The sequence below is a fragment of the Burkholderia contaminans genome (assembly GCF_029633825.1).
Classification (GTDB): domain Bacteria; phylum Pseudomonadota; class Gammaproteobacteria; order Burkholderiales; family Burkholderiaceae; genus Burkholderia; species Burkholderia contaminans.
The window spans coordinates 1,882,000-1,905,968 of record NZ_CP090640.1; the positions used below are offsets into that span (position 1 = coordinate 1,882,000).

Below are 23,969 nucleotides of genomic sequence, written 5' to 3' on the forward strand. Positions count from 1 at the left end.
TTCTACAACATTACGCAAGAATTCCGTGCTTCTTCTGGCTTCCATTCAATTACCTAGATGCCGCGCTCGTTTCTCGTGCTGCAAGGCACTGCCTCGCTTTTTTTCTATCGACTCTCGCGTGCGCTACGGAGCAGGGGATTTGCCGTCTACCGCGTCAATTTTTGCGGTGGCGACTTGCTGTATGGTGGAGTAGGGACTGTTCTAAATTACAGCGGCGGGATCGGGGGTTTGCCGCAATGGTATGACGATATCGTGCGACGGGAGGGAATCACCGACGTCATCATGTTCGGCGACTGCCGCGACGTCCATCGCGAGATGCTGGCCGTCTCGACGGCGTACGGCCTGCGTGTCCACGTGTTCGAGGAAGGCTACGTTCGACCGCACTGGATCACGCTGGAGCGCCATGGTGTCAACGGGCGTTCGTTGCTGCCGCGCGACCCCGAATGGTATCTGCAGCAACGCAGCGTAACGCCCCCCGCCAGACAGTGGAAGGCCACGGGCTACAACCTGTATGAGCGTGCTTTCCACGACATCACGTATCGTTTTGCGAACACGATCTGCTGGCCCCGGTTTCCGAAGTATCGCAGTCATCGACCGAAAAACGGCTTCTTCGAATATTCGGGGCTGGCCGTCCGGATGCTTCTGCAGCGCAAACATCGACGCGAAGCAGAGACGGTCACGCGCGAGTTGCTCGACAGCGGACGGACTTACTACCTGTTTCCGCTGCAATTGAATTCGGATGCGCAAATCGTCGTGCATTCGTCTTTTGATGGGATTCGAGCAGCGATCAGCCATGTTTTGGAGTCTTTTGCGCGATACGCGCCGCAAGATGCGTTGTTGGTGATCAAAAATCACCCGCTGGATACCGGCCTGATCGAGTATCGGAATTTTTCGCTTAAAATTGCGCGTGCCGCAGGCATGGAGAATCGGATTCGTTTCATCGATGCCGGCCATCTTCCGACATTGCTTGAACATGCGCGTGGGGTCGTGGTGATCAACAGCACGGTCGGCTTGTCCGCGCTGCATCACAAGCGGCCGCTGGTTGCGCTTGGCTCGGCTATCTACAATTTCAGCGGTCTGACCTGGCAGGGTGATCTCGATGACTTTTGGCTTGGAGGCGTGCCGCCAGATATGGATCTCTATCACGCGTTCCTCGACTACGTGATGCATCACACCCAAATCAACGGCGATTTCTACACTCGGACCGGTATAGCGATGGCCATTGCCGGCGCGGTTGCCCGGCTAGAGCGTGCGGATGGCTAAGGCGTCGGTTCGGCATGTCGTTGTCACCGGCGCGAGCGCGGGCATCGGCCGCGCCCTGGCGCTCGCATACGCGCAGCCCGATACTGTACTCGGCATCGTTGGCCGGAACGAGACACAACTCGAATTGACCGCGGCGGCGTGCAGGGCGCGCGGCGCAAAGGTGATCGTCGGCATCGTCAACGTCAGGGAGGCCGATCCGATTCGCGTATGGCTCCATTGTTTCGACGACGAGTATCCGATCGATCTGCTCATCGCCAACGCCGGTGTCGCGAGCACGCTGTCCTCTGCATCCGACTGGGAAGACCTCGACCGTATTACCACTGTCGTCGATACGAATTTCTACGGTGCGATGCACACGGTTCTCCCGATTGTCGAACGCATGCGCATCCGCAAGCATGGCCGCATCGCCGCAGTAAGCTCTCTGGCAGCCCTTCGCGGCATGGCTATCTCGCCCGCGTACTGCGCGAGCAAATCGGCGATCAAGGCCTACGCCGATTCCGTCCGCCCGCTTCTGAAGCGCGATGGTGTCGGTGTCTCGGTCATTCTTCCCGGCTTCGTCAAAACGTCGATGAGCGACGTGTTTCCCGGTGACAAGCCGTTCATGTGGACTGCTGATCAGGCCGCGGCATTCATTCGCAGGAGGCTCGATGCTGGGCGTGCGGAAATCGCATTCCCGGGTCTGCTTGCGTTCGGCATGCGCATCCTGACCGTGCTGCCCATCAGGTTGGCTGATGCGATCCTCGACAAGCTTTCGTATCTGCCCGGCAAGGAAGATGTAAATTGACGGGCGCAATCTGGCTGACGTTCGCCGCCGCGGCCGGCATATCTTTCCTGCCGGACCGGATCGCCGTCCCGCGCGTACAGTTTCGGCGTCGTATCGACGCGCTGCTTCTGCATGCGCTCGTCGTCGTGTTCTTCGCGTCGCTGATGCTGCTCGTTACTGCGCGTCCGATCTTCTCTTCATCCGTCGCGGTCGCGCTGGTGGGGCTCGTCGCCGTCGTCAGCAATGCCAAGTATGAGTCGCTACGCGAACCGTTCGTTTTTACCGATCTCAGCCTCTTCAGCCAGTTATTCTCGCATCCGCGGCTCTATCTGCCGTTCCTGAGCACGGGCAAGATCGTTGCCATCGGCGTGGGGATCGTGTTGGTCGTCGCCGGCTATCTCGCCGAGGCGCCCGTCACGCCGCGTCCGGTGCTCGCGCTGGTGGCCGTTGTTACCTTCACATTCTCACTGGCGCGATACATTGCAGCTCGCCTGCCTTTGGCGCTCGACGCCGCGGACGATCAGCGCCGTCACGGTTTTTTCGCAGTATTCATCGCATACTTGCTGAACGGCATGCGTCCCGCGACGTTCGAAGCGTTCCGGCGCGCGGTCGAAGCGGGACCGTTCGCGACCGGCACGCCTGTGTCACGCCCGGACGTCATCGTGATCCAGAGCGAGTCGCTGTTCGATGTGCGGCGTATTTCACCGGCGATCAACCCCACTGTGCTTTCCCGTTTTGATCGGGCAAGAAGCGAGGCGGTCTGTTACGGTGAGCTTTCGGTGCCGGCCTGGGGCGCAAACACGATGCGCACCGAATTCGCGATGCTGACCGGTCTGGCATATGAACAGCTGGGTTACGCGCGCTTTTATCCCTATGCGTTTGTGCGTCGCGCGTGTGCATCGATCGCACGCTGGTTCGCGCAGGCCGGTTACAACACGGTTGCGATTCATCCGTACTATGCTGATTTCTTTGGTCGCAACCGCGTATTCCCGTTACTCGGATTCGATAAGTTCCTCGACATAGAACACTTCGCCGATGCGGCGCGAGCGGGCCCATACATTTCCGACGCCGCCGTGCTGGACGCCGTGCTTGCCGAACTGGAAGCTGCACGCGACAAGCCGCAATTCGTGTTCGCGATGACGATGGAAAATCACGGCCCGCTGCACCTGGAGCAGGTTTTGCCTGGGGAATCGTCTTCAAGGCATACTCTGGGCGAGGGCACTTCCTGGCGTGATCTGACCGCATACCTGCGCCATATTGAAAACGCCGATGTAATGATCGGGCGCTTGCTCGATCATTTGCGCGCCAGCGATCGTGAAACAGTCGTTTGTTTTTACGGCGACCACGTTCCCGCGTTACCCCACGTATTCGAAAAGCTGGGCGTCACACCGCAAACCAGTGACTACTTCATTTGGCGAAATTACGGCACAGATGCTCCAGAATGCCGGAATTTGGCAGCCGAAGAGCTTGGGGCGGCGCTGCTGCATGTGGTACAAGATGACGGAAATCGTGCGGAAGAGCCGTGCGCATCCGAGAAAGCGACATAAAAGATGAACAGTAAGATTGCAATAATTGGGGTGGCTTGTCGGTTTCCCGGGGGCGCAAACAATCTTGGCGACTTCTGGCAACTGCTGCGCGACGAACGCGACGCAGTGACCGAAATCCCCGCCGACCGCTTCGGCACCGACTTCTACCAGCACCCGTCCAAGCGCGAACCGGGCAAGAGCTACACGTTCTCGGCCGGCGTCGTCGACAACGTCGCTGGCTTCGACGCCGCGTTCTTCGGCATTTCACCGCGCGAAGCGGCCCAGATGGACCCCCAGCAGCGCCTGCTGCTCGAACTCGCATGGGAAGCGTTCGAGGACGCGGGCGTGCGTCCGGCCGACATGCGCGGCAGCAACTGCGGCGTCTTCGTCGGCGCAGCCAGCATGGACTACGGCAACCGCAACATGGACGATCTGAACGTGATCGATCCATATTCGGCGACCGGCAATACGCTGAGCATCGCGTCGAACCGCGTGTCCTACCTGTTCGACCTGCATGGTCCGAGCATGTCCGTCGACACGGCCTGCTCGTCGTCGCTCGTCGCACTCCACCAGGCCGTCAAGGCGCTGCAGTCCGGCGAAGCCGAGATGGCGCTCGCGGGCGGCGTCAACCTGCTGCTGCATCCGTTCGGTTTCGTCAGCTTCTCCAAGGCGTCGATGCTGTCGCCGCGCGGCCGTTGCCGTGCCTTCGATGCCACCGGCGACGGCTACGTCCGCTCCGAAGGCGGCGCGTTCGTGCTGCTCAAGCCGCTCGATCGCGCGCTCGCCGATGGCGACACGATCCATGCGGTGATCGCCGGCTCCGGCGTGAATTCGGTCGGCCATTCGCCGGGCGGCATCAGCGTGCCGGGCGCGGCTGCACAGGCGTCGCTGCTGCGCAGCGTGTACGCGCGCGCCGGCATCGATCCGCAGTCGCTGGCCTATCTCGAAGCGCACGGCACCGGCACGGCGGTCGGCGATCCGATCGAAGCGCGTGCGCTGATCGACGTCGTGTCGGGCGAGCGCCCGGCGGATCGTCCGCTGCTCATTGGTTCGGTCAAGACCAACATCGGCCATCTCGAGACGGCATCCGGCATGGCCGGGCTGCTGAAGGCCGTGCTGTGCCTGAAGCACCGCGCGGTACCGCGCTCGCTGCATTTCGTCACGCCCAATCCCGGGATCGATTTCGACGGCGGGCGTTTGCGTGTCGTCGATCGCTACATGCCGCTCGACACGGGCGACGCGCCGCTGACGGTCGGCGTCAACTCGTTCGGCTTCGGCGGAACGAACGCACACGTCGTGCTGACGGAGGCGCCGGCTGCAAACGCGGCGTCGACGGCCGCGCCCAAACCCGAGCCGACGCAAGCGCAACTGTCTCCGCTCGTCCTGACCGCGCGCAGCGCGAGTGCGCTCGGCGCGCTCGCAGGCCGCTATCTGGCGATGCTCGACAATGGCGGCGACTGGCAGGCGCTGGCCGCCGCGGCCGCACGTCGGCGCCAGTGGCTGGAACACCGTGCAATCGTTGCACCGGCCGGCGTAGCCGAAGGCCGTGCGGCGCTTGCAGCACTGGCCCAGCCGGCAGCGGAAGGGCTGCCGGCCTGCGTGGCAACCGGCCAGGCGCCCGCCGACGCGGTGCGCACCGCGCTCGTATTCTCTGGCAACGGCTGCCAGTGGGTCGGGATGGGCAACGAACTCTATGCGGAGAACGCCGAATTCCGCGCGGCGCTCGACGAAGTCGACGCGCTGTGGTGTGCCGATGGCAGCTCGTCGCTCGTCGACGTGATGCGCGGCGGCCCGAGCGCGGAATGGCTGGCCGGCGCGGGCGCCGAATGGCTCGCCGCGACGGAGAACGCGCAGCCGCTGCTGTTCGCGATCCAGGTCGGCATGATTCGCGTGATCGACGCGCGCGGGATGCGCTACGACGCGGCCATCGGCCATAGCGTCGGCGAGATTGCCGCGGCGTGGGTCACGGGCGCGCTGTCGCTCGCCGACGCGGTTCGCGTGATCAAGATCCGCAGCCGCGCGCAGGCGATGACGCGCGGCAGCGGCCGGATGGCGGCCGTCGGCATCGGCGACGCGGCGGCGCGCGAACTGATCGCACGCCACGGGCTCGCGCGTCGCGTCGAGATCGCGGGCATCAACAGCCCCGATGCGGTGACGCTCGCGGGTGAACTGCAGGGCTTGCAGGCACTGGAGGCCGCGCTGCGCGGCAGCGGCAAGTTCTTCCAGATGCTGGATCTCGACTACGCGTTCCACAGCAGCCACATGGACCGCATCGAGCCGGTCGTGCTGGCCGAACTGGCGAGCCTGCGGCCGCAGCCGGGCAACGGCACGTTCGTGTCGACCGTGACCGGCGGCGCGCTGGCCGGCACCGAGCTCGATGCCCGCTACTGGTGGCGCAACATTCGCGAGCCGGTGCGCTTCGGCGACGGCATCGCGCATCTGATCGAGCAGGGTGTCCGGCTGTTCGTCGAGGTCTCGCCGCATTCGATCCTGCGCACGTACGTGAAGCAGGCATTCGCGGCCGCCGGCGCGACCGGCGTGGCGCTGCCGACGCTCAAGCGCGATCACGGCAGCGCGGCAACGCTGCGGCAATCGATCCTCGCGGCGATCGCGCACGGCGCGAGCGTCGATCCCGACCGCTTCGCGCCGGGTGAATCGCGTGCTGCATTGCCGTCCTATCCGTGGCAACGCGACCACTTCTGGCTGACGCCGACCGTCGAAGGCTACGGCCTCGTCAATCGTCGCCGCGAACATCCGTTGCTCGGCTATCGCCTGCACGAGCACGCATTCGCGTGGGAAAACCAGCTCGATCCGGCGAAGCTGCCGATGCTGGCCGATCACGTCGTCGACGGCGGCGTGGCGTTCCCGGGTGCGGGCTACGTGGAAATGGCGCTTGCCGCGGCACGCACCTTCTTCGATACGCCGGATGCGGCCCTCGAAAACGTCGAGATCCGCACGCCGGTGGTATTCCAGCCGCAGCAGGCGAAGCTGTTCCGGCTCGTGATCGAGCCGCGTACCGCGACCTTCACGATCGAGACGCGCGACCGGATGTCCGACGGCGCATGGACGCTGAACGTGACGGGGCGGATGCTCGAAAGCGGCAACACGCTCGGCGATGCGAGCGTCGTGCCGTCCGACGCGCTCGATCGCCTGCTCGCGGTGCCCGCCGCCGACGGCGACACGCTGTATGCAAATACGGCGGCCATCGGCCTCAGCTACGGGCCGGCGTTCCGCTGGGTCCGCACCGTGCGGGTCGCCGCGGATGACGGCGCGGCGCTGGCCGACGTCGCCGCGCCGGCCGCATGCGGCGACGCGCGGGCGTTGTCCGCCTATCTGCTGCATCCGGCTCTGATGGACAGCGGGTTTCATCCGCTGTTCGCACTGCTTGCGGCGCACGCGCGCGAAGGCGAGCATCCGGCTTACGTGCCGGTGCAGATCGGCCGGGTTGACTATCTGCGCGGCGACACGGTCGAGCGGGTGCTCGTGCGGATCGACCGGCACAGCCCGCATTCGATCGTCGCGCATTTCGAATTCCTCGACGCGCGCGGCGCGATCGTCGCGCGGCTCGGCGCATGCCGGTTCCGGCGTGTCGACCTCGTCGGCCGCCGGCAGAACCTGCCCGCGCGCTTCGTCTACCGCCTGGAAGAAGTGCCGCTGCCGGGTGACGTCAATGCAGCCGGTTTGCCGGCGCCCGACGCGTTGCTCGCGCACGCTGTCGCGCGGCTCGATGCGGCCGGGCACGACGGCCGCCGGACGCAGCATCTGACCGAAATCCTGCCGCTGCTCGACGTGCTGGCGAGCCTCTACGCCCTCCGTGCGTTCGATACGCTCGGCGCATTCGCCGGCACATGGCAGCCTGCGGCCGGGCGTGAGGCACTGGCCGCACGTCTTGCCGACATGCTGGTCGAGGACGGTCTCGCTCATCGCGATGGCGCGCTGCTCGTGCGCGACGACGCAGCGTGCGCGGCGTTGCCGCCGCTCGACGAACTCTGGCGCGGGCTGCTGGCCGAATCGCCGGGGCACGTGGCCGAGCTGACGCTGCTCGCGCATTGCGGCGCGGCGTTGCCGGACGTCCTGAACGGCGCAAAGGACGGCGCCCGTCTGCTGTCGCCGACCGGGCACAGCCTGGTCGAACAACTCCTGGCCGCATCGCCGACGTGGCAGCACGTGCACGCATTGCTGGCCGCGAGCGTCGAGCAGGCGGTCGACGCATGGCAACCCGCACGCCGGTTGCGCGTGCTCGAACTGGGCGCGACGGACGGCGACGTGCTGCAGACGCTCGGCATGCATCTCGCGGCCGCACGTTGCGATCACACGATCGCCGGGACTGCCGGCCAACTGGCCGGGTTCGACGCGGATGCGGAAGCGGCGGTGCGCACGGTTGCGCTGCAGTCGGGCGAGCGGCTGTCGCTGGCGGCCGACGAAGCCGGCCCTTACGACCTGATCGTCGCGAACCGCGCGTTGAGCGGCCGCCACGATGTGGCCGACGCGCTGAATGCGATGCGGTCATGGCTGGCGCCGGGCGGATTGCTGCTGCTGGCCGAGTCGCGTCGCGGCCGTTTCTCCGACCTCGTATCCGGCGCGCAGGCTTCGTCGGCGGAAGCCGATGCGCCCGCGCCGCTGGCGCCGGCGGATCTCGATGCCGCGCTCGAACGCGCGGGCTTCGTCGACGTCGTGCGGCACGTCGAGCAATCGCTCGATCTGGACGGCACGCCGACGTTCGTCATCGCGCGCAACCCCGCGAGCGCCGTTGTCGCGCAACGCGGCGAGGAACCGAGCGATCTCGATACGCTTGCACGCAGCGAGCAATGGCTCGTGATGCACGCACCGGATGCTGCCGGCAGTTTCGGCGGGCGGCTGGCCGATGCGCTGGCGCGCGCAGGCTATCCGGCCGATATCGTCGACGTGACGCACGCGGCCGATGCGATCGCGTCGTTGCCGGCCGGGCAGCCGGCGCATGTCGTCTTCTGCGCGCCGGAAACGCCGCTCGCCGAATCGGCGACGGGCGATGACCTGATGGCCGCGCAGCGTAACGGCGTGATCGCTCTTGCGGAACTCGTTCGCGCGCTCGGTATGCAGCCGAACGCAGCCACGCGGCTGACCGTCGTCACGCGTGGCGGCGCGCCATTCGCCGGGGCCGCGAATGCGCATCCGGAACAGGCCACGCTGTGGGGTCTCGGTCGCGTGCTGGCGAACGAGCATCCCGAACTCGCGTGCCGCCTGATCGACGTCGATCGGGCGGCGGACCGGATCCCGGACGCGCTGATTCGCGAGCTGACCGGCGCGGCGATCGAGGAAGAAGTCGTCCTGGGTGTACACGGGCGGCAGGTGCCGCGCATGCTGACCGCCGCGCAGGCCGCGGCCCGCAACGACGGCGCGATTGCGCGTGCGGCCGTGCTCGCGTTCGATGCGCCGGGCTCGTTGCGCAACCTCGAATGGTTCGCGTTGCCGGAAAGCCAGCTGGGTGACGACGAGGTGGAGATCGAGCCCGTTGCCACCGGCCTCAATTTCCGCGACGTGATGTATGCGATGGGGCTCTTGTCCGATGAAGCGGTCGAGACCGGCTTCGCGGGCGCGACCATCGGCATGGAATTGTCCGGCCGCGTCGTGCGGGTGGGCAGCGCCGTAACCGAATTCGCGCCGGGCGATGCGATGCTCGGCTTCGCGCCGGCTTCGTTCGCGACGCGCGTCCGGACGCGCGCGCAAGCGATCGCGCTGAAACCCGAGCGTCTGTCGTTCGAGGAAGCGGCGACCGTACCGACCACGTTCTTCACCGCGTACTACGCACTCGTCGAGCTCGCGCGGCTGCGTCGCGGCGAGCGTGTGCTCGTGCACGGCGGCGCGGGTGGCGTCGGGATCGCCGCGATCCAGCTCGCGCGCCACTTCGGCGCAGAAGTGTTCGCGACGGCCGGCAGCGACGAGAAGCGCGAGTTCGTGCGCCTGCTCGGCGCCGACCACGTGCTCGATTCGCGCAGCCTCGCGTTCGCGGACGAGATTCGCGCGCTGACGGGCGGCCAGGGCATCGACATCGTGCTGAATTCGCTCGCCGGCGAAGCGATGGTGCGCAGCATCGACACGCTGCGGCCGTTCGGGCGTTTCCTCGAGCTCGGCAAGCGCGACTTCTACGAAAACAGCCATATCGGGCTGCGGCCGTTCCGCAACAACATCAGCTATTTCGGCATCGACGCCGACCAGCTGATGGGTGCGTTGCCGGAGCTGACCGCGCGCCTGTTCGGCGAAGTGATGGCGCTGTTCGACGCAGGCGTGCTGCATCCGCTGCCGTATCGCGCGTTTCCGGCCGAACGGGCGGAAGATGCGTTCCGCTACATGCAGCAGGCACGCCAGATCGGCAAGGTGCTCGTGACCTATCCGTCCGGCACGCCGGCTCCGACGCGCGGCGTCACACGCGCGGGCTCGCTCGCGCTCGATCCGCATGGCACGTACCTGGTGGTCGGCGGCACGGGCGGGCTCGGTTTCGCGAGCGCGCGCTGGATGGTCGAGCGCGGCGCACGCCGGCTGACGCTGGCGAGCCGTTCCGGCGAGCTCGCTGCTGCCGCGCGCGAGGAAGTCGAGCGCTGGCGCGCGACGCTCGGCGTCACGGTCGATGTCGTATCGTGCGACGTGACCGACGCAGCGGCGGTCGACGCGATGATCGAGGCGATTGTCCGGCGCGGCGGCCCGCTCAAGGGCGTGCTGCATTCCGCGATGTCGATCGACGACGGCCTCGTGCGCAATCTCGACGATGCGCGCATGGCCGCGGTGCTCGCACCGAAGGTGGCCGGCGCGTGGAACCTGCATCGCGCGACGCGCGCGTTGCCGCTCGACCTGTTCGTGGTCTATTCGTCGGCGACGACCTATCTCGGCAATCCGGGGCAGTCGAACTACGTCGCGGCCAACACCTTCCTCGAGGCGCTCGTCGAACATCGTCGCGCGGCGGGATTGCCGGGCACGTTCATGGCCTGGGGGCCGCTCGAGGACGTCGGCTTCCTCGCGCGCCACGCGGATACGCGCGAGGCGCTGCAGTCGCGGATCGGCGGTGCATCGATCACGTCCGACGAAGCGATGGTCGCGCTCGAGCGCGTACTGGTGGCGGGCGCGGCAGGTGAAGCCGTGGTCCGGCTCGACTGGCACGCGGTGGCGCGCGGGATGCCTGCCGCGAAGGCGCGCCGGTATTCGCTGCTGCAATCGCACGCGAAGGGCGGCGATGCACGCGACGGCGGCACGCAGCTGCGGGAAGAAGTGCTGGCGTTGCCGCGCGACGAAGCGATCGCGCTGGTTGCCCGGACGCTGCAGGGGCAGATCGCGCGAATCCTGCACATGACGCCGGACCGCATCGCGCTCGACAAGTCGGTGCTCGACATGGGCATGGATTCGCTGATGGGGATGGAACTCGGCCTCGCGGTCGAGGAAGCGTTCGAGGTCAAGCTGTCGGTGATGGCGATTGCCGAGGGCGCGTCGGTGACGACGCTGGCCGGACGTATCGTCGATTCGATCGGCGCGTCGACCGATGCGGATGCCGGTTCCGCGACGGATGCCGCGCAGGAGGCCGTCGCGGCGCTCGCGGCGAAGCATGCGATCGACGGCGAGGCGCGCGCGATGCTCGATGCGCGGCAGGCGCCGGTGGCGGGCCAGACGTCGCCGACGCTGGAGGTCGCGCGATGAGTGCACCGTCCGGCTGGGCAACACGTCAGGGCACGCTGGCACGTCCGCTGGCGATCGACGGTCACGGGCTGCATACGGGGCGCCGGGTCGGTGTACGGATCCTGCCCGCGCGTCCGGAAGAGGGCGTGACGGGCATCGCGTTCCGTCGCGTCGCGCAGGGGCGCACGCTCGCGACGCTGCCGGTCGATCCCGCGCTGCGCCGCGCGCAGCCGCTGTGCACGATGCTGCGCAATGCCGATGGTGTCGGCGTTCGCACGGTCGAGCATCTGCTCGCTTCGCTGCTGGCATGCGAGATCGATCACGCGATCGTCGAGATCGATGCCGAGGAAGTACCGATTCTCGATGGCAGCGCCGCGCCGTGGGTGGATGCCATCCGCGCGTGCGGCCGTGTCGCGCTCGATGCACCGAAACGCTTCATCCGCGTGCTGCGGCCCGTCGTCGTCACGGATGGCGAGGGCGACCAGCGGCGCGAAATGCGGATCGAGCCGGCGCCGCGTTACGAACTGAGCGTGCGCAACGACCTGCGCGGCTTCGGCGACATGCACTGGGATGGCGCGCTGACGCCGGCCGCATTCGCGACCGAAATCGCGCCGTCGCGCTCGTATGGCCGCGTGAAGTGGGCGGTACCCGCGATCGTCGCCGGTTATCTGCGCGGCGTGCCGATCCTGCGCGGCGCGCGGCCGTCGTGCACGGCGTCCATCGTCGGCAATCGCGTGCTGGGCGGGATGCGGCTGCCGGAAGAGTTCGTCCGGCATCGCGTGCTCGACCTGGTCGGCGATCTCGCGCTGGCCGGCGCGCCGCTGCTGGCGCGCGTGAGCGCGCTGCGGCCGAGCCACGAGATGAATTTCCGGCTGGTCGACGCGCTGCTGGCCGAACCTGAGGCGTGGCAATGGGCCGAGTTTCCCGACGCGTGACACCACGCTTTTTCATGATGCGCGGCGTAACATAGCGCCTTTTCGAGATACAAGCGAAGGAAGCAATGGCACTGGGAGAGCATCTTCGCCAGCAACTGGCGGCGAAAGCGCTGAAACGGCAACTGGAGCGCGCGACCGATGCGGCCGCGGCACCAGGCGTGCCCGGCACGCTGGCCGCGCAGACCGCATCGGCGCGCAGCCGCTTCGAATCGATGCCGCAGTATCAGCAGGTCCGGATCATGCGCGAGATGGGCGAGAAGCTGCGCGTCGACTCGCCGTTTTTCCGCGTGCATGAAGGCGTGGCCGGTGCGACGACGCAGATCGGCGGCCGCGAGTACCTGAACTTCGCGAACTACAACTACCTCGGCCTGGCCGGCGATCCGGCCGTGTCGTCGCGTGCGAAAGCCGCGATCGACCGTTACGGCACGTCGGCCTCCGCGAGCCGGATGGTCGCGGGCGAGCGTCCGGTGCAGCGCGATCTCGAGCGCGCGCTGGCCGCGTTCTACGAGACCGACGACTGTGTCGCGTTCGTGAGCGGTCATGCGACGAACGTGACCGTGATCGGCGCGCTGTTCGGCCCCGGTGATCTGGTCGTCCACGATTCGCTCGCGCCCAACAGCATCGTGCAGGGCGCGCAGCTGAGCGGCGCGAAGCGGCTGAGCTTCGCGCACAACGACTGGCAGGCGCTCGACGAACTGCTGTCGCGCGTGCGCCGCGAATACCGGCACGTGCTGATCGCGATCGAAGGGCTGTACAGCATGGACGGCGATTTCCCCGACCTGCAGCGCTTCGTCGACGTGAAGACGCGCCACGGTGCGTTCCTGCTGGTCGACGAGGCGCATTCGCTCGGCGTGCTCGGCGCGACCGGCAAGGGCATCCGCGAGCACTGCGGCGTCGCGCCCGACCAGGTCGACATGTGGATGGGCACGATGAGCAAGACGCTGGCGGGCTGCGGCGGCTTCATCGCCGGCTGCCAGCCGCTGGTCGACATGCTGCGCCACCTGGCGCCGGGTTTCCTGTACAGCGTCGGGCTCGCGCCCACGCTCGCCGAAGCGTCGCTGGCCGCGCTCGAGCGCCTGCAGGCCGAGCCGGAGCGCGTCGCGCAACTGCAGGCGCGCGGGCGACAGTTCCTGACCGAGGCGCGTGCCGCCGGGCTGAATACGGGCACGAGTGCGGGGTTCGCGGTCGTGCCGGTGATCACAGGGAGCTCGCTGAAGGCCGCGCAATGGGCCAATGCGATGTTCGACGAAGGGATCAACGTGCAGCCGATCTTCTATCCGGCCGTCGAGGAAAAGGCCGCGCGTCTGCGCTTCTTCATCTGCTCGACGCACGAGCCGGAGCAGATCAGCCGGACGGTCGCCGTATTGTCGCGTCTCGCGGGGCGCAGCGCGTGACGCTGGCCGGCGCGTCCGCGCAGGCGGCGCCGCGCGCCGGTGAGCGCGTGCGGTTTCGTGCGGCCGCTGCGGGCGACGCGGCGGCGTGCGCGCCGCTCGTGTTTGCATCCGGCGTGGCCGAATTCGGGTTCTTTCTCGGCGAAAGCGACGCACGCTGCATCGCGTTTCTGCAGCAGGCGTTCCGGTCGCGTCACGGGCGCTTCTCGTGGCGCCGGCATCGTGTCGCGGTCGCGGACGATGGCTCCGTGCTCGCCGTGATGGCGATCCACGACGGGCAGCAGACGATGTTCGACGACGTGCATGTCGTGTGGGCACTGGCGCGCTTTTTCGGTGTGCGCCGCACGATTGGCCAGTTGTTGCGCGGGCTGATCCTCGAAACGGAAATTCCGGCGCCGAAGCGCTCGCAGATCCTCGTCGCGCATTGTGCGACTGACGAGCGTCAGCGTGGTACGGGGATCTTCAGCGCGTTGTTTCGGGATGCGTTGGACACCGGCGCATTGCCCGCCGACGGCAGCCGTGACGTCGTGCTCGACGTGCTGACCCGCAACGTGCGGGCCCGTGCGCTTTACGAACGGCTCGGGTTCACCGCATTGCCGCGGCCGCGCGCCCGTTCGCGCCGGCTGCTGGCCGAACTCGATTCGGTCCGGATGGGGTTGTCGCGTCGCACCTGACGGCGCGAATGACAGCCCTCTGCGCTACGTGTGCCGCGGGCTGAACGGCCGGCGGTGTGTACGTTGGCATCTTTTGCGAGCGTGGTTGCCATTCGCACGAATAGCACACCGACGCGCGCGGGATGACGTTCGATCGCGACGGCGTCAGCCGCCCAGCGGCAGTTTCCGGATGATCGCGTCTACACATTCCGAGGGGCTCGTCTCGGCCGTCCTGACGTGAACGTCAGGGGACTGCGGTGGCTCATAGACGGAATCGATGCCGGTAAATTGGCGAATCGCGCCTTGCCTTGCCAACGCGTAGAGTCCCTTCGGGTCGCGAGCCTCTGCGACTTCGAGTGAAGTATCGACAAAGACTTCGAAGAACGTACCAGCCGCAAAGCGCGCACGCGCTTTGGCGCGCGCCTCCTGGAATGGTGAGATCAGCGCAGCGATGACGACGAATCCGGCATCCACCAGCAGCTTCGCCACCTCGGCGGTTCGTCGGATATTTTCATGGCGATCGGCATCGCTGAATCCGAGATCCCGGTTCAGCCCCTCGCGCAGGCGGTCAGCATCCAGCAGATAGGTGCGCAGTCCGCGGGCATTGAGTTGTTCCTGCAGCAGAGTTGCCAGCGTCGATTTGCCTGCGCCGGAGATACCGGTCAGCCACACCACGAAGGCTCGATCCTGTTTCACGTCAGAACTGGCGGAATGACCGTTCGTCGGCGTGGCGGGTGACAAATTCTTGAAATCTTGGGGCATTTCCAATGTGAGGTGCGGGCGACCGTGCAGTTACATTCTTGAGTTCGGTTTACTCCTGGGGCGGATTGTAGCGCGACGGAAAGTTTGTAATCCCTTCCTTTTTTAACGAATTGCTTCGTGCCCGTGTGTCTGGTACCGCCGTCTCGATGCGGTCAACGGTGTCAATGCGCTACTTGTGCCGCGGGCTGAACGGCCGCTGCTGCACATCGGCGCCCTGCGCGACGATCGCCGTGCTCTCCGGCACTTCCTCCCACGCACCCCGCAAGTCGACGAGCGGCTCGGACACGACCATGAACGCGTCGTCGCCGGCTTCGGCGATGCGCGGGTTGTGCGGATACAACTCGTGCAGGTGCTTGAACGACGTGCTGTGGAACAGCGAGCGCGACTGCCGTTCGCTCGAGTAGCGCACCGCGATGATCCGTTCGCCGTCGGTCGCGCAGATCGTCATGTTGAGCGGGGCGGCCACGCGGTGCTGCGTGGCGCTCTCCTCGACCACGCCGACCATCCGCTCGAGCGCCGGCAGCGGCGTCTGCTCGAGGCCGTAGGTCAGCGCGAGGCGGAACATCAGTTCGGAGTCGGTCGAGCCTTCGAGCGTCGGGAACAGCGCGGGATCGACCTTCATCGTCAGGTCGCGGCGCAGCTTGTGGAAGTCGCGGATCAGCCCGTTGTGCGCGAACAGCCAGCGGCCGTGGCGGAACGGGTGGCAGTTGGTTTCCTGCACGGGGGTGTCGGTGGCCGCGCGGATGTGCGCGATGAACATCCGCGAGCGGATCGCGCGCGCAGCTTCGCGCAGGTTGCGATCGTTCCACGCGGGATGCACGGAGCGGTAGCGGAACGGGAGTTCGTCGGGGTGCCCGTACCAGCCGATGCCGAAACCGTCGCCGTTGGTGGTCGTCGCCCCCAGCTCCGAATGCAGGCTCTGGTCGATCAGCGAATGCTTCGCGCGGAACAGCACCGTCTCGAGATGAATCGGATTACCCGTATAGGCGAGCCAGCGGCACATGGAGCGCTCCTTCACGATGGATCGTTCGCGCATGGTAGCCGACTTCGCGGTGCGTCCGTGCTTGTACACGGCCAGGCCGGTCCTTCGGGCGGGTACGCTGACCAATCGTCATACGTCGCTTGCCCGGATCCGCGTCTGCGACGCGCAACCGGGCGGTCATCCGGCCATCCGACCGGGCGCCGCCACACGACGGCAGCGCCGCGGCCGTCAGGTTCACTCGCCGAGCGCGTCCATCACACGCGCCGAATAGACGAGCGCCGCACCTGCGTTCAGTGCAATCGCGACGCCGAGCGCTTCGGCCACTTCCTCCTTGGTCGCGCCATGCTTGGCCGCTTCCGCGGTGTGCACGGCGATACAGCCGTCGCAGCGCGTCGTGACGGCGACCGCGAGCGCAATCAGTTCGCGCGTCTTCGCGTCGAGATGGCCCGTCTTGGCACCGGCGCCCGACAGCGCCTTGTAGCCGGCCAGCGTATCGGGCGACAGCTTGGCGATCTCGCCGATGCGCGTCGAGAGTTCCTTCCGGTATTCGTTCCAGTTCAGCATGATGCGTCCTTTCGAGTAGGGGTGAGGAGGGCGGCGGGTGCCGCGATCTCGGCGATGCAGGGCTATTCTGATCGTTCGCGCTGAGGGTTTCGATACGCTAGAGTGTCAATTTTTAGCGCGATCGTCTCATGGATGCGTTGAGTCAACTCCTGTCGCTGGGCCGCAGCCATGTCGAGCTCGACGTGCGCTGCCTGCTCGACGGGCCGTTCGCGATGCCGCACGACCCGCTGCCGTCCGGCGAGGCGGCGTTTCACCTGGTGCTGGCCGGAACCTGCCGGCTGCGTACCGCGGACGGGCGCACGCTGCAGCTCGCCGACGGCGATTTCGTGCTGCTGCCCGCGGGTGGCGCGCACGACCTGCTCGATGCAGGGGGCGGCCGGTCGCGGCCGGCTGCGGTGCTGCGCGAACAGGGCGCCGGCGGCGGCGCGGTGCTGCCGGTCAAGTCGAATCTCGATCCGGCCGAACCGGGCGGCGCGAGCGTGGACCTGTTGTGCGGGCGGTTCGTCTATGCGCGCGGCGCGGGCGAACTGCTGATGCGCACGCTGCCGCATGTGCTGCATGTCGGGTTGCGCGAGGCGTCGGGGTTCGCGCCGCTGCAACTGCTGACGAGCGTGCTGCGCACCGAGGCGTCGAACGGACAGCCGGGCGCCGGCGCGATCGTGAACGCGCTCGGGCAGGCGCTGCTCGCGTACGCGTTGCGCGCATACGGTCGGGGTGCGCGCGTGCCGTCCGGCTGGCTGGCGCTGGCGGCCGACGCGCGGCTCGGCCCGTCGGTCCAGGCCGTGCTGCAGGCGCCGGAGAAACCGTGGACGGTCGAGTCGCTCGGCGACGCCTCCGCGATGTCGCGCGCGACGTACGCACGGCATTTCCGCGAGCGGGCCGGGATGAGCGTCGGCGCATTCGTCGCGCAGATCCGGATGATGCACGCGTGCGCGCTGCTGCAGGACACGCAGCGCGGGCAGGCGGAGATCGGTCAGGCGGTCGGCTACCAGTCCGAGGCCGCCTTCGGCAAGGCGTTTCGCGCAGTGCTCGGCACGACGCCGGGACGCTGGCGACGGGCGCAGCGCGGCATGTAAGACTGCAAGCGAGGCTGTCGTGGCACGCGCCAAAGCTGCTACCATGCGCGAAACGCAGTTCAACGAAAACGATTTCGAACAAGAAGAAAGAGAGGGCAAAGCAATGAACCAGACCACCATCCAGCAGCCGTCGTTCGCGTTCGTGGCCGCGTCGTGGGCCGCGCTGCTCGCCGGTTTCGCGGCATTCCTGATCGGTCTCTGGAACGCCGGCATGCAGCTCAACGAGAAGGGCTATTACTTCACCGTGCTGGTGTTCGGTCTCTACGCGGCAATCTCGCTGCAGAAGAGCGTGCGCGACCGCGCGGAAGGCATTCCCGTCACCGGCATCTACTACGGCCTCAGCTGGATCGCGCTGCTGCTGTCGATCGCGCTGCTGGTCGTCGGCCTCTTCAACGCGACGCTGCAGTTGAGCGAGAAGGGCTTCTACGCGATGTCGTTCGTGCTCGCGCTGTTCGGCTCGGTCGCCGTGCAGAAGAACACGCGCGACCTGCAGAACGCGAAGCCGCGCTATACCGACGCGGAATCGGCGCCGTCAGTCCAGGAGTGACGGCACGCAAAGCGGGCGCCTTCCAGGCCGCCCGCTTTGCGACGACGGCCGCGGGCGACCCGCATTCGCCGATGCGTCGCGGGCTCCCCGCCCATTCGTTTCATCCATGCCGGTGCGCATGACGATGGAGATATTCCGGATGCCTGACTTCACAGAAGCCACGCGGCGCTCCCGCGCGGCTGCCCATGCCGTGGCGGCGCACACCGCGCTCGTGCTGGAGACGAACAACCTGCGCGGCGGTGCGGGGCTTGCGCAGGCCGTCGACAGCCTGAAGCGCCTCGTCTCGGCGCTGTCGAAGCAGACCGTGCCGCCCGCGGCGCTCGCGCAATGGGTCATCACGCACGACGGCCTGCCGGCCGATGCGTGCGCGGAAATTGCCGCGCTGGCCGGCCGCCCGATCGACTTCGTCGAGATCGGCGCGAGCACCGGCTACTACGATGCGAAGAACGACGGGTTCGATCGCGTCGACGCGGCCCGCTGCGACATCGTCGTGTTCGGCGATGCCGACTGCCGGCCGGCCGACGACTGGCTCGAGCACCTGCTCGCACCGTTCGCGCGCGAAGCCGGCGATGTGCCCGCCGCGGTGGCGGGGCGCACCAGCTATGCGCCGAACGTGCTCGGCATCGCGCTGACGTCGATCGATTTCATGTATTTCCCGAGCCCGCTGCGTGACGGTGCGACGCGCAATTTCTACGCGAACAACGTCGCGTTCCGTCGCGACGTGTTCGCGCAATTCCGCTACGAGCCGCTCGACGGCGTCTATCGCGCGCATTGCCAGGTGATGGGGCTGCGGATGCAGGCCGCCGGCGTGGCCGTCGAGTTCGCACCGGGCGCGCACACCGAACATCGGCTGCCGGACACGCAACGCGAATCGCTGAAGCTGCGCTGGATGCGCGGCGAGGACAGCGTCGGCCTGACGCCGTATCTCGTGAACGCGTACCTGCCGCGCGGCTGGCAGTGGCTCGGCCGCAGCGGCCCGGTCGGCCCGTTCTGCGTGATGGCGATGCGGCTCGGCTACAGCCTGCGCGCGCTGAATCGCCAGCAGTTGCCGCGGCTTGGCGCCGTCCGCTATCTCGCGGCGGTTGGCGTCACGATCGCGGCGTCCGCCGTCGATACGCTCGGCGCACTCGCACGCGGTTTGGGTCTCACCGGGCGTGCATCGGCCCGGCGCGATCTTGAAGCGCTGTCCTATCACCGTCATTGAACCGGCGCCGCGCACCACGCGCGGCCACGGCACGCCGACATCCTGCATCCATCCCGACAACGACCATGTCCTCTCTCGCCACCCGTGTTGCCTGCCTTGCCCTGTTTGCCGCCAGCGCCGGCGCCCATGCCGCGCCGGTCGATCATGCGGGGCGCGGGATCTACCACTTCGCATCGCAAAGCGGCTGCCCGTTCGCGAACGCGGCCGCTGCTGACTGCAATCGCGTCGCGCTCGATGCGCCGGACGTTCACGCGAGCATCGACACCGATGCGCACGCGATCGTCTTCTCGAGCGATGCGACGCGCCGCACGAAGGACGTGCTCGGCGACGTGCTGCTGCAGGGCACGGGCGTCGACGGCGACGGCCGGCGCGTGCCGCTGGGCGTGCACGTGCTGCTGCGTCGCGACGGCGTGAAATGGGACCGCGACGTGTACGTCCATGCGCCCGTGCACGGCAGGTTCACCGATGTCCGGATCGATCCGTATCGCGTGCGCGTGAAGGAGGGCGAGGCCGAGCGCGACGTGCTCACGCCGGACGAAACGCAGGCGTTGTTCGCGCATCCGTCGCTTGCATCGCGGCTCGCGCGGCATCTCGTGAAGGTCAGTGCGACCGATCCGAAGCAGCCGTCCGCGGACGACATCACGATCGCGCTGGGCGTCGGCGGCTTGACGAAGTCGGTCGCGCGCGCGAGCTTTACATCGAACGCGCCGCGCGATGCCGACGTCGATCACGCGCTCGCATCCGGCACATGGACGATTCGTTTCGACGCGCTGAGCAATCACATTCCGGTGTGGGTTGCCCAGCGCGAGCTGTTCCTGTTCGGCCTGGACGGCAGCGCGCTGGTGAAGGACATGCTCACGCGCGGCTTCAGAAAGAACGACCGGATCGAATTCGGTGCGCGTGACGGTAATGGCTATCTGCGCGTCAACGGCCGCGAGGAGGCATTTGCGGGTGCGACCGCATCCGCGCACGCGTTCATGCAGGAAAGCTTCATCGGCCTGATCCTCGGATGGCGTCGCGATCCTGCTGGCGCTGCGGCGGCTGCGACGAAATCCGTGTCTGCACGAGGCGAGCCGGCATGAGCGCGGCAGGCGAACTGCCGGCGTCGCCGCAGGCAGCGCGCGATGCACGCTTCGATTGTCTCGAGGCGCCCGTGCCGCGCGGGGCGGCGAGGATGCGCGCGTACCTCGTCGATCGCCTCAAGCGCGCGGCGATCCGGCAGTTGCATCGCAGTACACATGGCGAGCGCTGGGTGCTGCGCATGTACCTGATCGGCGAGGAAGCGACCGAGTGCGCGTTGAACGAGGACTGGACCGGACAGCCGCCGGACTGGCTCGCGCCGCGAATCGAGCAGCATCTCGCGGACGAGCGTCGCCATGCCGCGGCGTTCGCCGATGCGCTGCGCGAGCGCGGCGTCGCGCCGTCGACAGCACCGCATGAGCCCGACTGGTTGAGCCGGCGCAAGATCATGCGATGGCGCCGGCTCGCGCAGCGCCATGCGCCGCATTTCTCGCAAGGCGTGCTCGTGCCGGCCTATGCGACGGGTCTGTGTGCGGAACAGATGGCGATGCGCGTGCTTGCGCGTCACTGCGCGACGATCGGCGATGCACATCCGCTGTACCCGCTACTCTCGTGCGTGCTCGCTGACGAGACGCGGCATGTCCGGCTCTGCTCGGACACGCTGCGCCGTCTCGTTGCGCCGTCCGAGGCAGCGCATCTCGCCGTGTTGCTGGACGAGATCCGCGCGATCGAAGCCGGTTTCGGCGTGACGGGCGCGCTGGCGATGGTCGCGGCCGGCTGGCTCCAGTCGCTTCGTCCGCGCACATGATGCCGCGAATCGTCTATCTCGCGACGGCCGACGCACGTGGCCACCTGATGCGCGCGCAACTGCTCGTGCATGCGCTGCATGCGGCTGGCGCGCAGGTCGACGTGCTGACGACGTCCGATGCGGGGCAGGCGTTCCTGGCTGCGTTCGACATCGACGCGGCCGTGCTGTCTCGTCACTACGCGGTGCAGTTCGACGAACGGCAGAACATGCTGCGCGACGCGACCGATCGCAATGTCGCGCACTACGTGTTCCGGCCGACGCGCATGCTGCGTGACATCATTCGGCTGCGTGCGATCGTCCACGATGCCGATCTCGTGATCAACGACTCGTTTCATCCGGCGCTGCTGTTCATGGGGGCAATGCCGGGCTGGCGACGCCGCATCGTCCACGTGTATGGCGGCAGCCTGCGCCGCGCGTTGACCGCGAATTTTGATGCACGTCTGCCGCGCGCACTGGCGCGTGCATTCGCATGGATCGTCGACTGGCAGATCGATTCGGCGCGATGCTGCATCGAACACGATTTTGCATACGATGCCGCCGATGACATTCGGCGATCGTGCGCGCATTACCGTCTGCCGACGCCGGTGCCGATCGTCGCCGAGCGGTCGGCTTCGGAACCGGCTGAAGCCGCCATCTATCTGAACCCGCACTTCCGCGATATCACGCTCGCCGATGCGTTGTCGGCCGGCGTGCGCGACGCGGGGCTCGCCACCCATCGCGTGGGCGAGGGCTATGCCGGGCACGACGGCTGGACCGGCGTCGACACCGACTGGGTGACGCGCGCCGCCCATGCCCCGCTGATCGTGTCGGCGCCCGGCATGGCCGCGTTGTCGATCGCGCGCGTGTATCAGCGCCCGATCCTGCTCGTGCAGTCCGACCAGCCCGAGCAGGCGTGCAACGCCGAGCGCGCCGCGCGGCTGCAACTCGTGCATCGCGTCGTCACTTGGCGCGGCGATGCGGCCGCGTTCCGGCGGGACGTCGGGCAAGCTGCCGCCGAACTGATGCGCGATCCCGGTACGCAGGCAGGAACGATCGCCGGCCGCGAGCACGCACGCGCGCGCGTCGACGCATGGACGTCACGCCTCCTCGCGTTGCGTCCGCATGCGAAGCTGACCGATACGGAGACGCGATGCGAGGCGCCGGCACCACGATGAATTCGCTGTCGTTTCGTGACGATCGCCGGCCCGATATCCGGCAGATGCTGGCCGCGACGTTCGGCATGGCAGCCGGCCTCGCGATCTTCTTTGTGCTGGAGCGCAGCGTCACGCCGCGCTACGTGTTTGCCACGTCGATCGATGCGCGGATTCCGTTCATCGCGTGGTCGTGGTTCGTCTATGTCGGCTTCTTTCCGTTCGTGATTGCGCTTGCCGCGTATGCGCGGCCACCCGCGTTCGCCGCGTTCAAGGAGGCCGTGCTGATCGCGTTCGTACTCGGTGTCGTCTGCTTCCTGCTGTTTCCGGAAGCCGTGCCGCGGCCCGACGTCGCGGAGATCGGCAACACGTTCGTGCGCCACCGTCTTGCGCGCATGTGGCAGCTCGATCTCGCGGCCAATGGTTTTCCGAGCCTGCATGTCGCGGTGACGTGCGTTGCCTGCCGGATGCTGGCGGACCGGCGACGGCTCGTGACCGCGGCGATCGGCCTGCTGATCTGCACGTCGACGCTGACGCTCAAGCAGCATACGGTCGTCGATGTGCTGGGTGGCGTGGCGCTCGCGATGGTCAGTGCGCGGTGGGTCGAGCGGCGTTCGCTGCGCGGGAGGCTTGCGTGACGGATGCCCATGTTCATCATGCCGGGTCGAATGTCGAGCTTGCGCGCTTCGTGCCCGATCCCGCGCTGTTTCGCGTGAGCACGTTGCGTGTGGGTGCGGCGCTGGCGGGCGACTGGCTGATGATTGCGGTCGCGTTCGCGGTTGCGATCGTGTTTGTGCATCCGCTCGTGTACGCGTTGGCCGCGATCGTGATCGCGCGCAGCCAGCTTGCGCTCGCGGTGATGATGCACGAAGGCGCGCACGGGTTGCTGGCGCGGAACTGGCATGTCAACGACGCGGTGGGCCAACTGTTCGCGGCCGGGCCGCTGTGGCTGTCGCTGCGTACGTATCGTGCGGGCCACCTGAAGCATCATCGAGCGCCGATGGAGCAGGACGATCCCGTCGCGCTGCTGTTCGGCGTGCACGACTATCCGGTGACGCGCGGGCGGCTGATCGGCCGCCTGCTCGCATACGCATGCGGGATCGGCTACGTGACGAGTGTCGTGAAGCTCGCGCGCGGCGAGTTTGCGCATGCAATGCCGAAGGTCGGGAAGTCGCGTGCGTACGCCGCGTGGGAAGTTGCGTCGATGCTGGCCGGCAACGGCGTGCTGTTCGCCGCGCTCGCATGGGCCGGGCATCCGCTGCTGTACGTGACGTTATGGATCGTACCGTCCGTCACGCTGCTGCCGCTCGCGGGGCAGGTGCGGGCGATTTTCGAACATGCGGGGCTGCCGGCCTGTGCGGACCAGAGCCGCAACGCGCGCACGATCGTCCGGCGTTCGTGGCAGACGTTCCTGTTCGGCCCGCACGCGATTCATTTTCATATCGAGCATCACCTGTTCGCGCGGATGCCGTTTCATCACCTGCCGGTCGTGCATCGGCAGCTTGCGCAGCGGCAGTTGCTGCCGGACGGCAATCTGTACGCGGGATATGGTGGTGTGCTGCGCGACGTCAGTGTGCGCTGATGTGCGGGCAAGTCGGCCGGGTGCGGCTGAGCGTGTCGCAGACATCACGGAGATGTCGCGCGCGATACGGAAGCGACAGACGCAAAAAAGCCTCCGCTTGGGAGGCTTTAATTTGCACTATC

General features: G+C 67.2%; 18 protein-coding genes. 15 read left to right on the forward strand and 3 right to left on the reverse strand.

The window, feature by feature from the left end; translation table 11 throughout:
* Positions 1–57: 57 nt before the first annotated feature.
* The 7 genes from LXE91_RS08745 (at position 58) to LXE91_RS08775 (ending at position 14,193) form a co-directional block, all read left to right on the forward strand.
* Entirely contained in the window at positions 58–1,263 is a 1,206-nt protein-coding gene (locus tag LXE91_RS08745; RefSeq protein WP_039361304.1) for a capsule biosynthesis protein, read from the forward strand.
* Positions 1,256–2,047, forward strand: a complete 792-nt coding sequence (locus LXE91_RS08750; RefSeq protein WP_039361302.1) for an SDR family NAD(P)-dependent oxidoreductase — start codon at positions 1,256–1,258, stop codon at positions 2,045–2,047. The genes LXE91_RS08745 and LXE91_RS08750 overlap by 8 nt, the downstream gene beginning before the upstream one ends.
* Positions 2,044–3,573: an LTA synthase family protein gene (locus tag LXE91_RS08755; RefSeq protein WP_039361300.1), complete on the forward strand. Its 1,530-nt coding sequence runs from the start codon at positions 2,044–2,046 to the stop codon at positions 3,571–3,573. Before LXE91_RS08750 ends, LXE91_RS08755 begins: the two co-directional genes overlap by 4 nt.
* Before the next feature lie 3 nt (positions 3,574–3,576).
* A complete protein-coding gene (locus LXE91_RS08760) occupies positions 3,577–11,214 on the forward strand; it encodes a type I polyketide synthase (protein ID WP_039361298.1) in 7,638 nt (2,545 codons plus the stop codon).
* Positions 11,211–12,128 carry a UDP-3-O-acyl N-acetylglycosamine deacetylase gene (locus tag LXE91_RS08765; protein WP_039361296.1) on the forward strand — a complete coding sequence of 306 codons (918 nt, stop codon included), beginning with the start codon at positions 11,211–11,213 and terminating at the stop codon, positions 12,126–12,128. The genes LXE91_RS08760 and LXE91_RS08765 overlap by 4 nt, the downstream gene beginning before the upstream one ends.
* A gap of 65 nt (positions 12,129–12,193) precedes the next feature.
* Positions 12,194–13,522, forward strand: coding sequence for an aminotransferase class I/II-fold pyridoxal phosphate-dependent enzyme (locus LXE91_RS08770; protein WP_046543650.1), 1,329 nt, complete (start codon positions 12,194–12,196; stop codon positions 13,520–13,522).
* Positions 13,519–14,193, forward strand: coding sequence for a GNAT family N-acetyltransferase (locus tag LXE91_RS08775; RefSeq protein WP_039361291.1), 675 nt, complete (start codon positions 13,519–13,521; stop codon positions 14,191–14,193). Before LXE91_RS08770 ends, LXE91_RS08775 begins: the two co-directional genes overlap by 4 nt.
* A 144-nt stretch (positions 14,194–14,337) precedes the next feature.
* On the opposite strand, the gene cysC is transcribed toward LXE91_RS08775, so the two are convergent.
* From cysC to LXE91_RS08790, 3 genes are all read right to left on the reverse strand, one after another.
* Complete coding sequence (cysC, locus tag LXE91_RS08780) at positions 14,338–14,934, reverse strand: adenylyl-sulfate kinase (RefSeq protein ID WP_046196654.1); 597 nt, start codon at positions 14,932–14,934, stop codon at positions 14,338–14,340.
* Positions 14,935–15,103: 169 nt separating this feature from the next.
* Positions 15,104–15,937 (reverse strand): class II glutamine amidotransferase, encoded by an 834-nt coding sequence (locus LXE91_RS08785; RefSeq protein WP_039361554.1) that lies wholly within the window; start codon positions 15,935–15,937, stop codon positions 15,104–15,106.
* Positions 15,938–16,150: 213 nt separating this feature from the next.
* On the reverse strand, positions 16,151–16,480 hold the full coding sequence (locus tag LXE91_RS08790; protein WP_011351062.1) for a carboxymuconolactone decarboxylase family protein: 330 nt from the start codon (positions 16,478–16,480) through the stop codon (positions 16,151–16,153).
* A gap of 128 nt (positions 16,481–16,608) precedes the next feature.
* Here LXE91_RS08790 and LXE91_RS08795 point away from each other — a divergent pair, with 128 nt between their 5' ends.
* The 8 genes from LXE91_RS08795 to LXE91_RS08830 all read left to right on the forward strand — a co-directional run bounded on the left by LXE91_RS08795 (position 16,609) and on the right by LXE91_RS08830 (position 23,847).
* On the forward strand, positions 16,609–17,556 hold the full coding sequence (locus LXE91_RS08795) for a cupin domain-containing protein (protein ID WP_039361288.1): 948 nt from the start codon (positions 16,609–16,611) through the stop codon (positions 17,554–17,556).
* A gap of 103 nt (positions 17,557–17,659) precedes the next feature.
* Positions 17,660–18,103 carry an inner membrane protein YiaA gene (yiaA, locus tag LXE91_RS08800; RefSeq protein WP_039361552.1) on the forward strand — a complete coding sequence of 148 codons (444 nt, stop codon included), beginning with the start codon at positions 17,660–17,662 and terminating at the stop codon, positions 18,101–18,103.
* A gap of 139 nt (positions 18,104–18,242) precedes the next feature.
* On the forward strand, positions 18,243–19,307 hold the full coding sequence (locus LXE91_RS08805; RefSeq protein WP_046196667.1) for a glycosyltransferase family 2 protein: 1,065 nt from the start codon (positions 18,243–18,245) through the stop codon (positions 19,305–19,307).
* Positions 19,308–19,372: 65 nt separating this feature from the next.
* Entirely contained in the window at positions 19,373–20,389 is a 1,017-nt protein-coding gene (locus LXE91_RS08810; protein WP_039361286.1) for a hypothetical protein, read from the forward strand.
* Positions 20,386–21,135 (forward strand): ferritin family protein, encoded by a 750-nt coding sequence (locus tag LXE91_RS08815; protein WP_046196653.1) that lies wholly within the window; start codon positions 20,386–20,388, stop codon positions 21,133–21,135. The genes LXE91_RS08810 and LXE91_RS08815 overlap by 4 nt, the downstream gene beginning before the upstream one ends.
* Positions 21,132–22,289, forward strand: a complete 1,158-nt coding sequence (locus LXE91_RS08820; protein ID WP_039361284.1) for a glycosyltransferase family protein — start codon at positions 21,132–21,134, stop codon at positions 22,287–22,289. The genes LXE91_RS08815 and LXE91_RS08820 overlap by 4 nt, the downstream gene beginning before the upstream one ends.
* A complete protein-coding gene (locus tag LXE91_RS08825) occupies positions 22,265–22,903 on the forward strand; it encodes a phosphatase PAP2 family protein (protein ID WP_223274324.1) in 639 nt (212 codons plus the stop codon). The genes LXE91_RS08820 and LXE91_RS08825 overlap by 25 nt, the downstream gene beginning before the upstream one ends.
* Positions 22,900–23,847, forward strand: coding sequence for a fatty acid desaturase family protein (locus LXE91_RS08830; protein ID WP_039361282.1), 948 nt, complete (start codon positions 22,900–22,902; stop codon positions 23,845–23,847). The genes LXE91_RS08825 and LXE91_RS08830 overlap by 4 nt, the downstream gene beginning before the upstream one ends.
* Positions 23,848–23,969 lie beyond the last annotated feature (122 nt).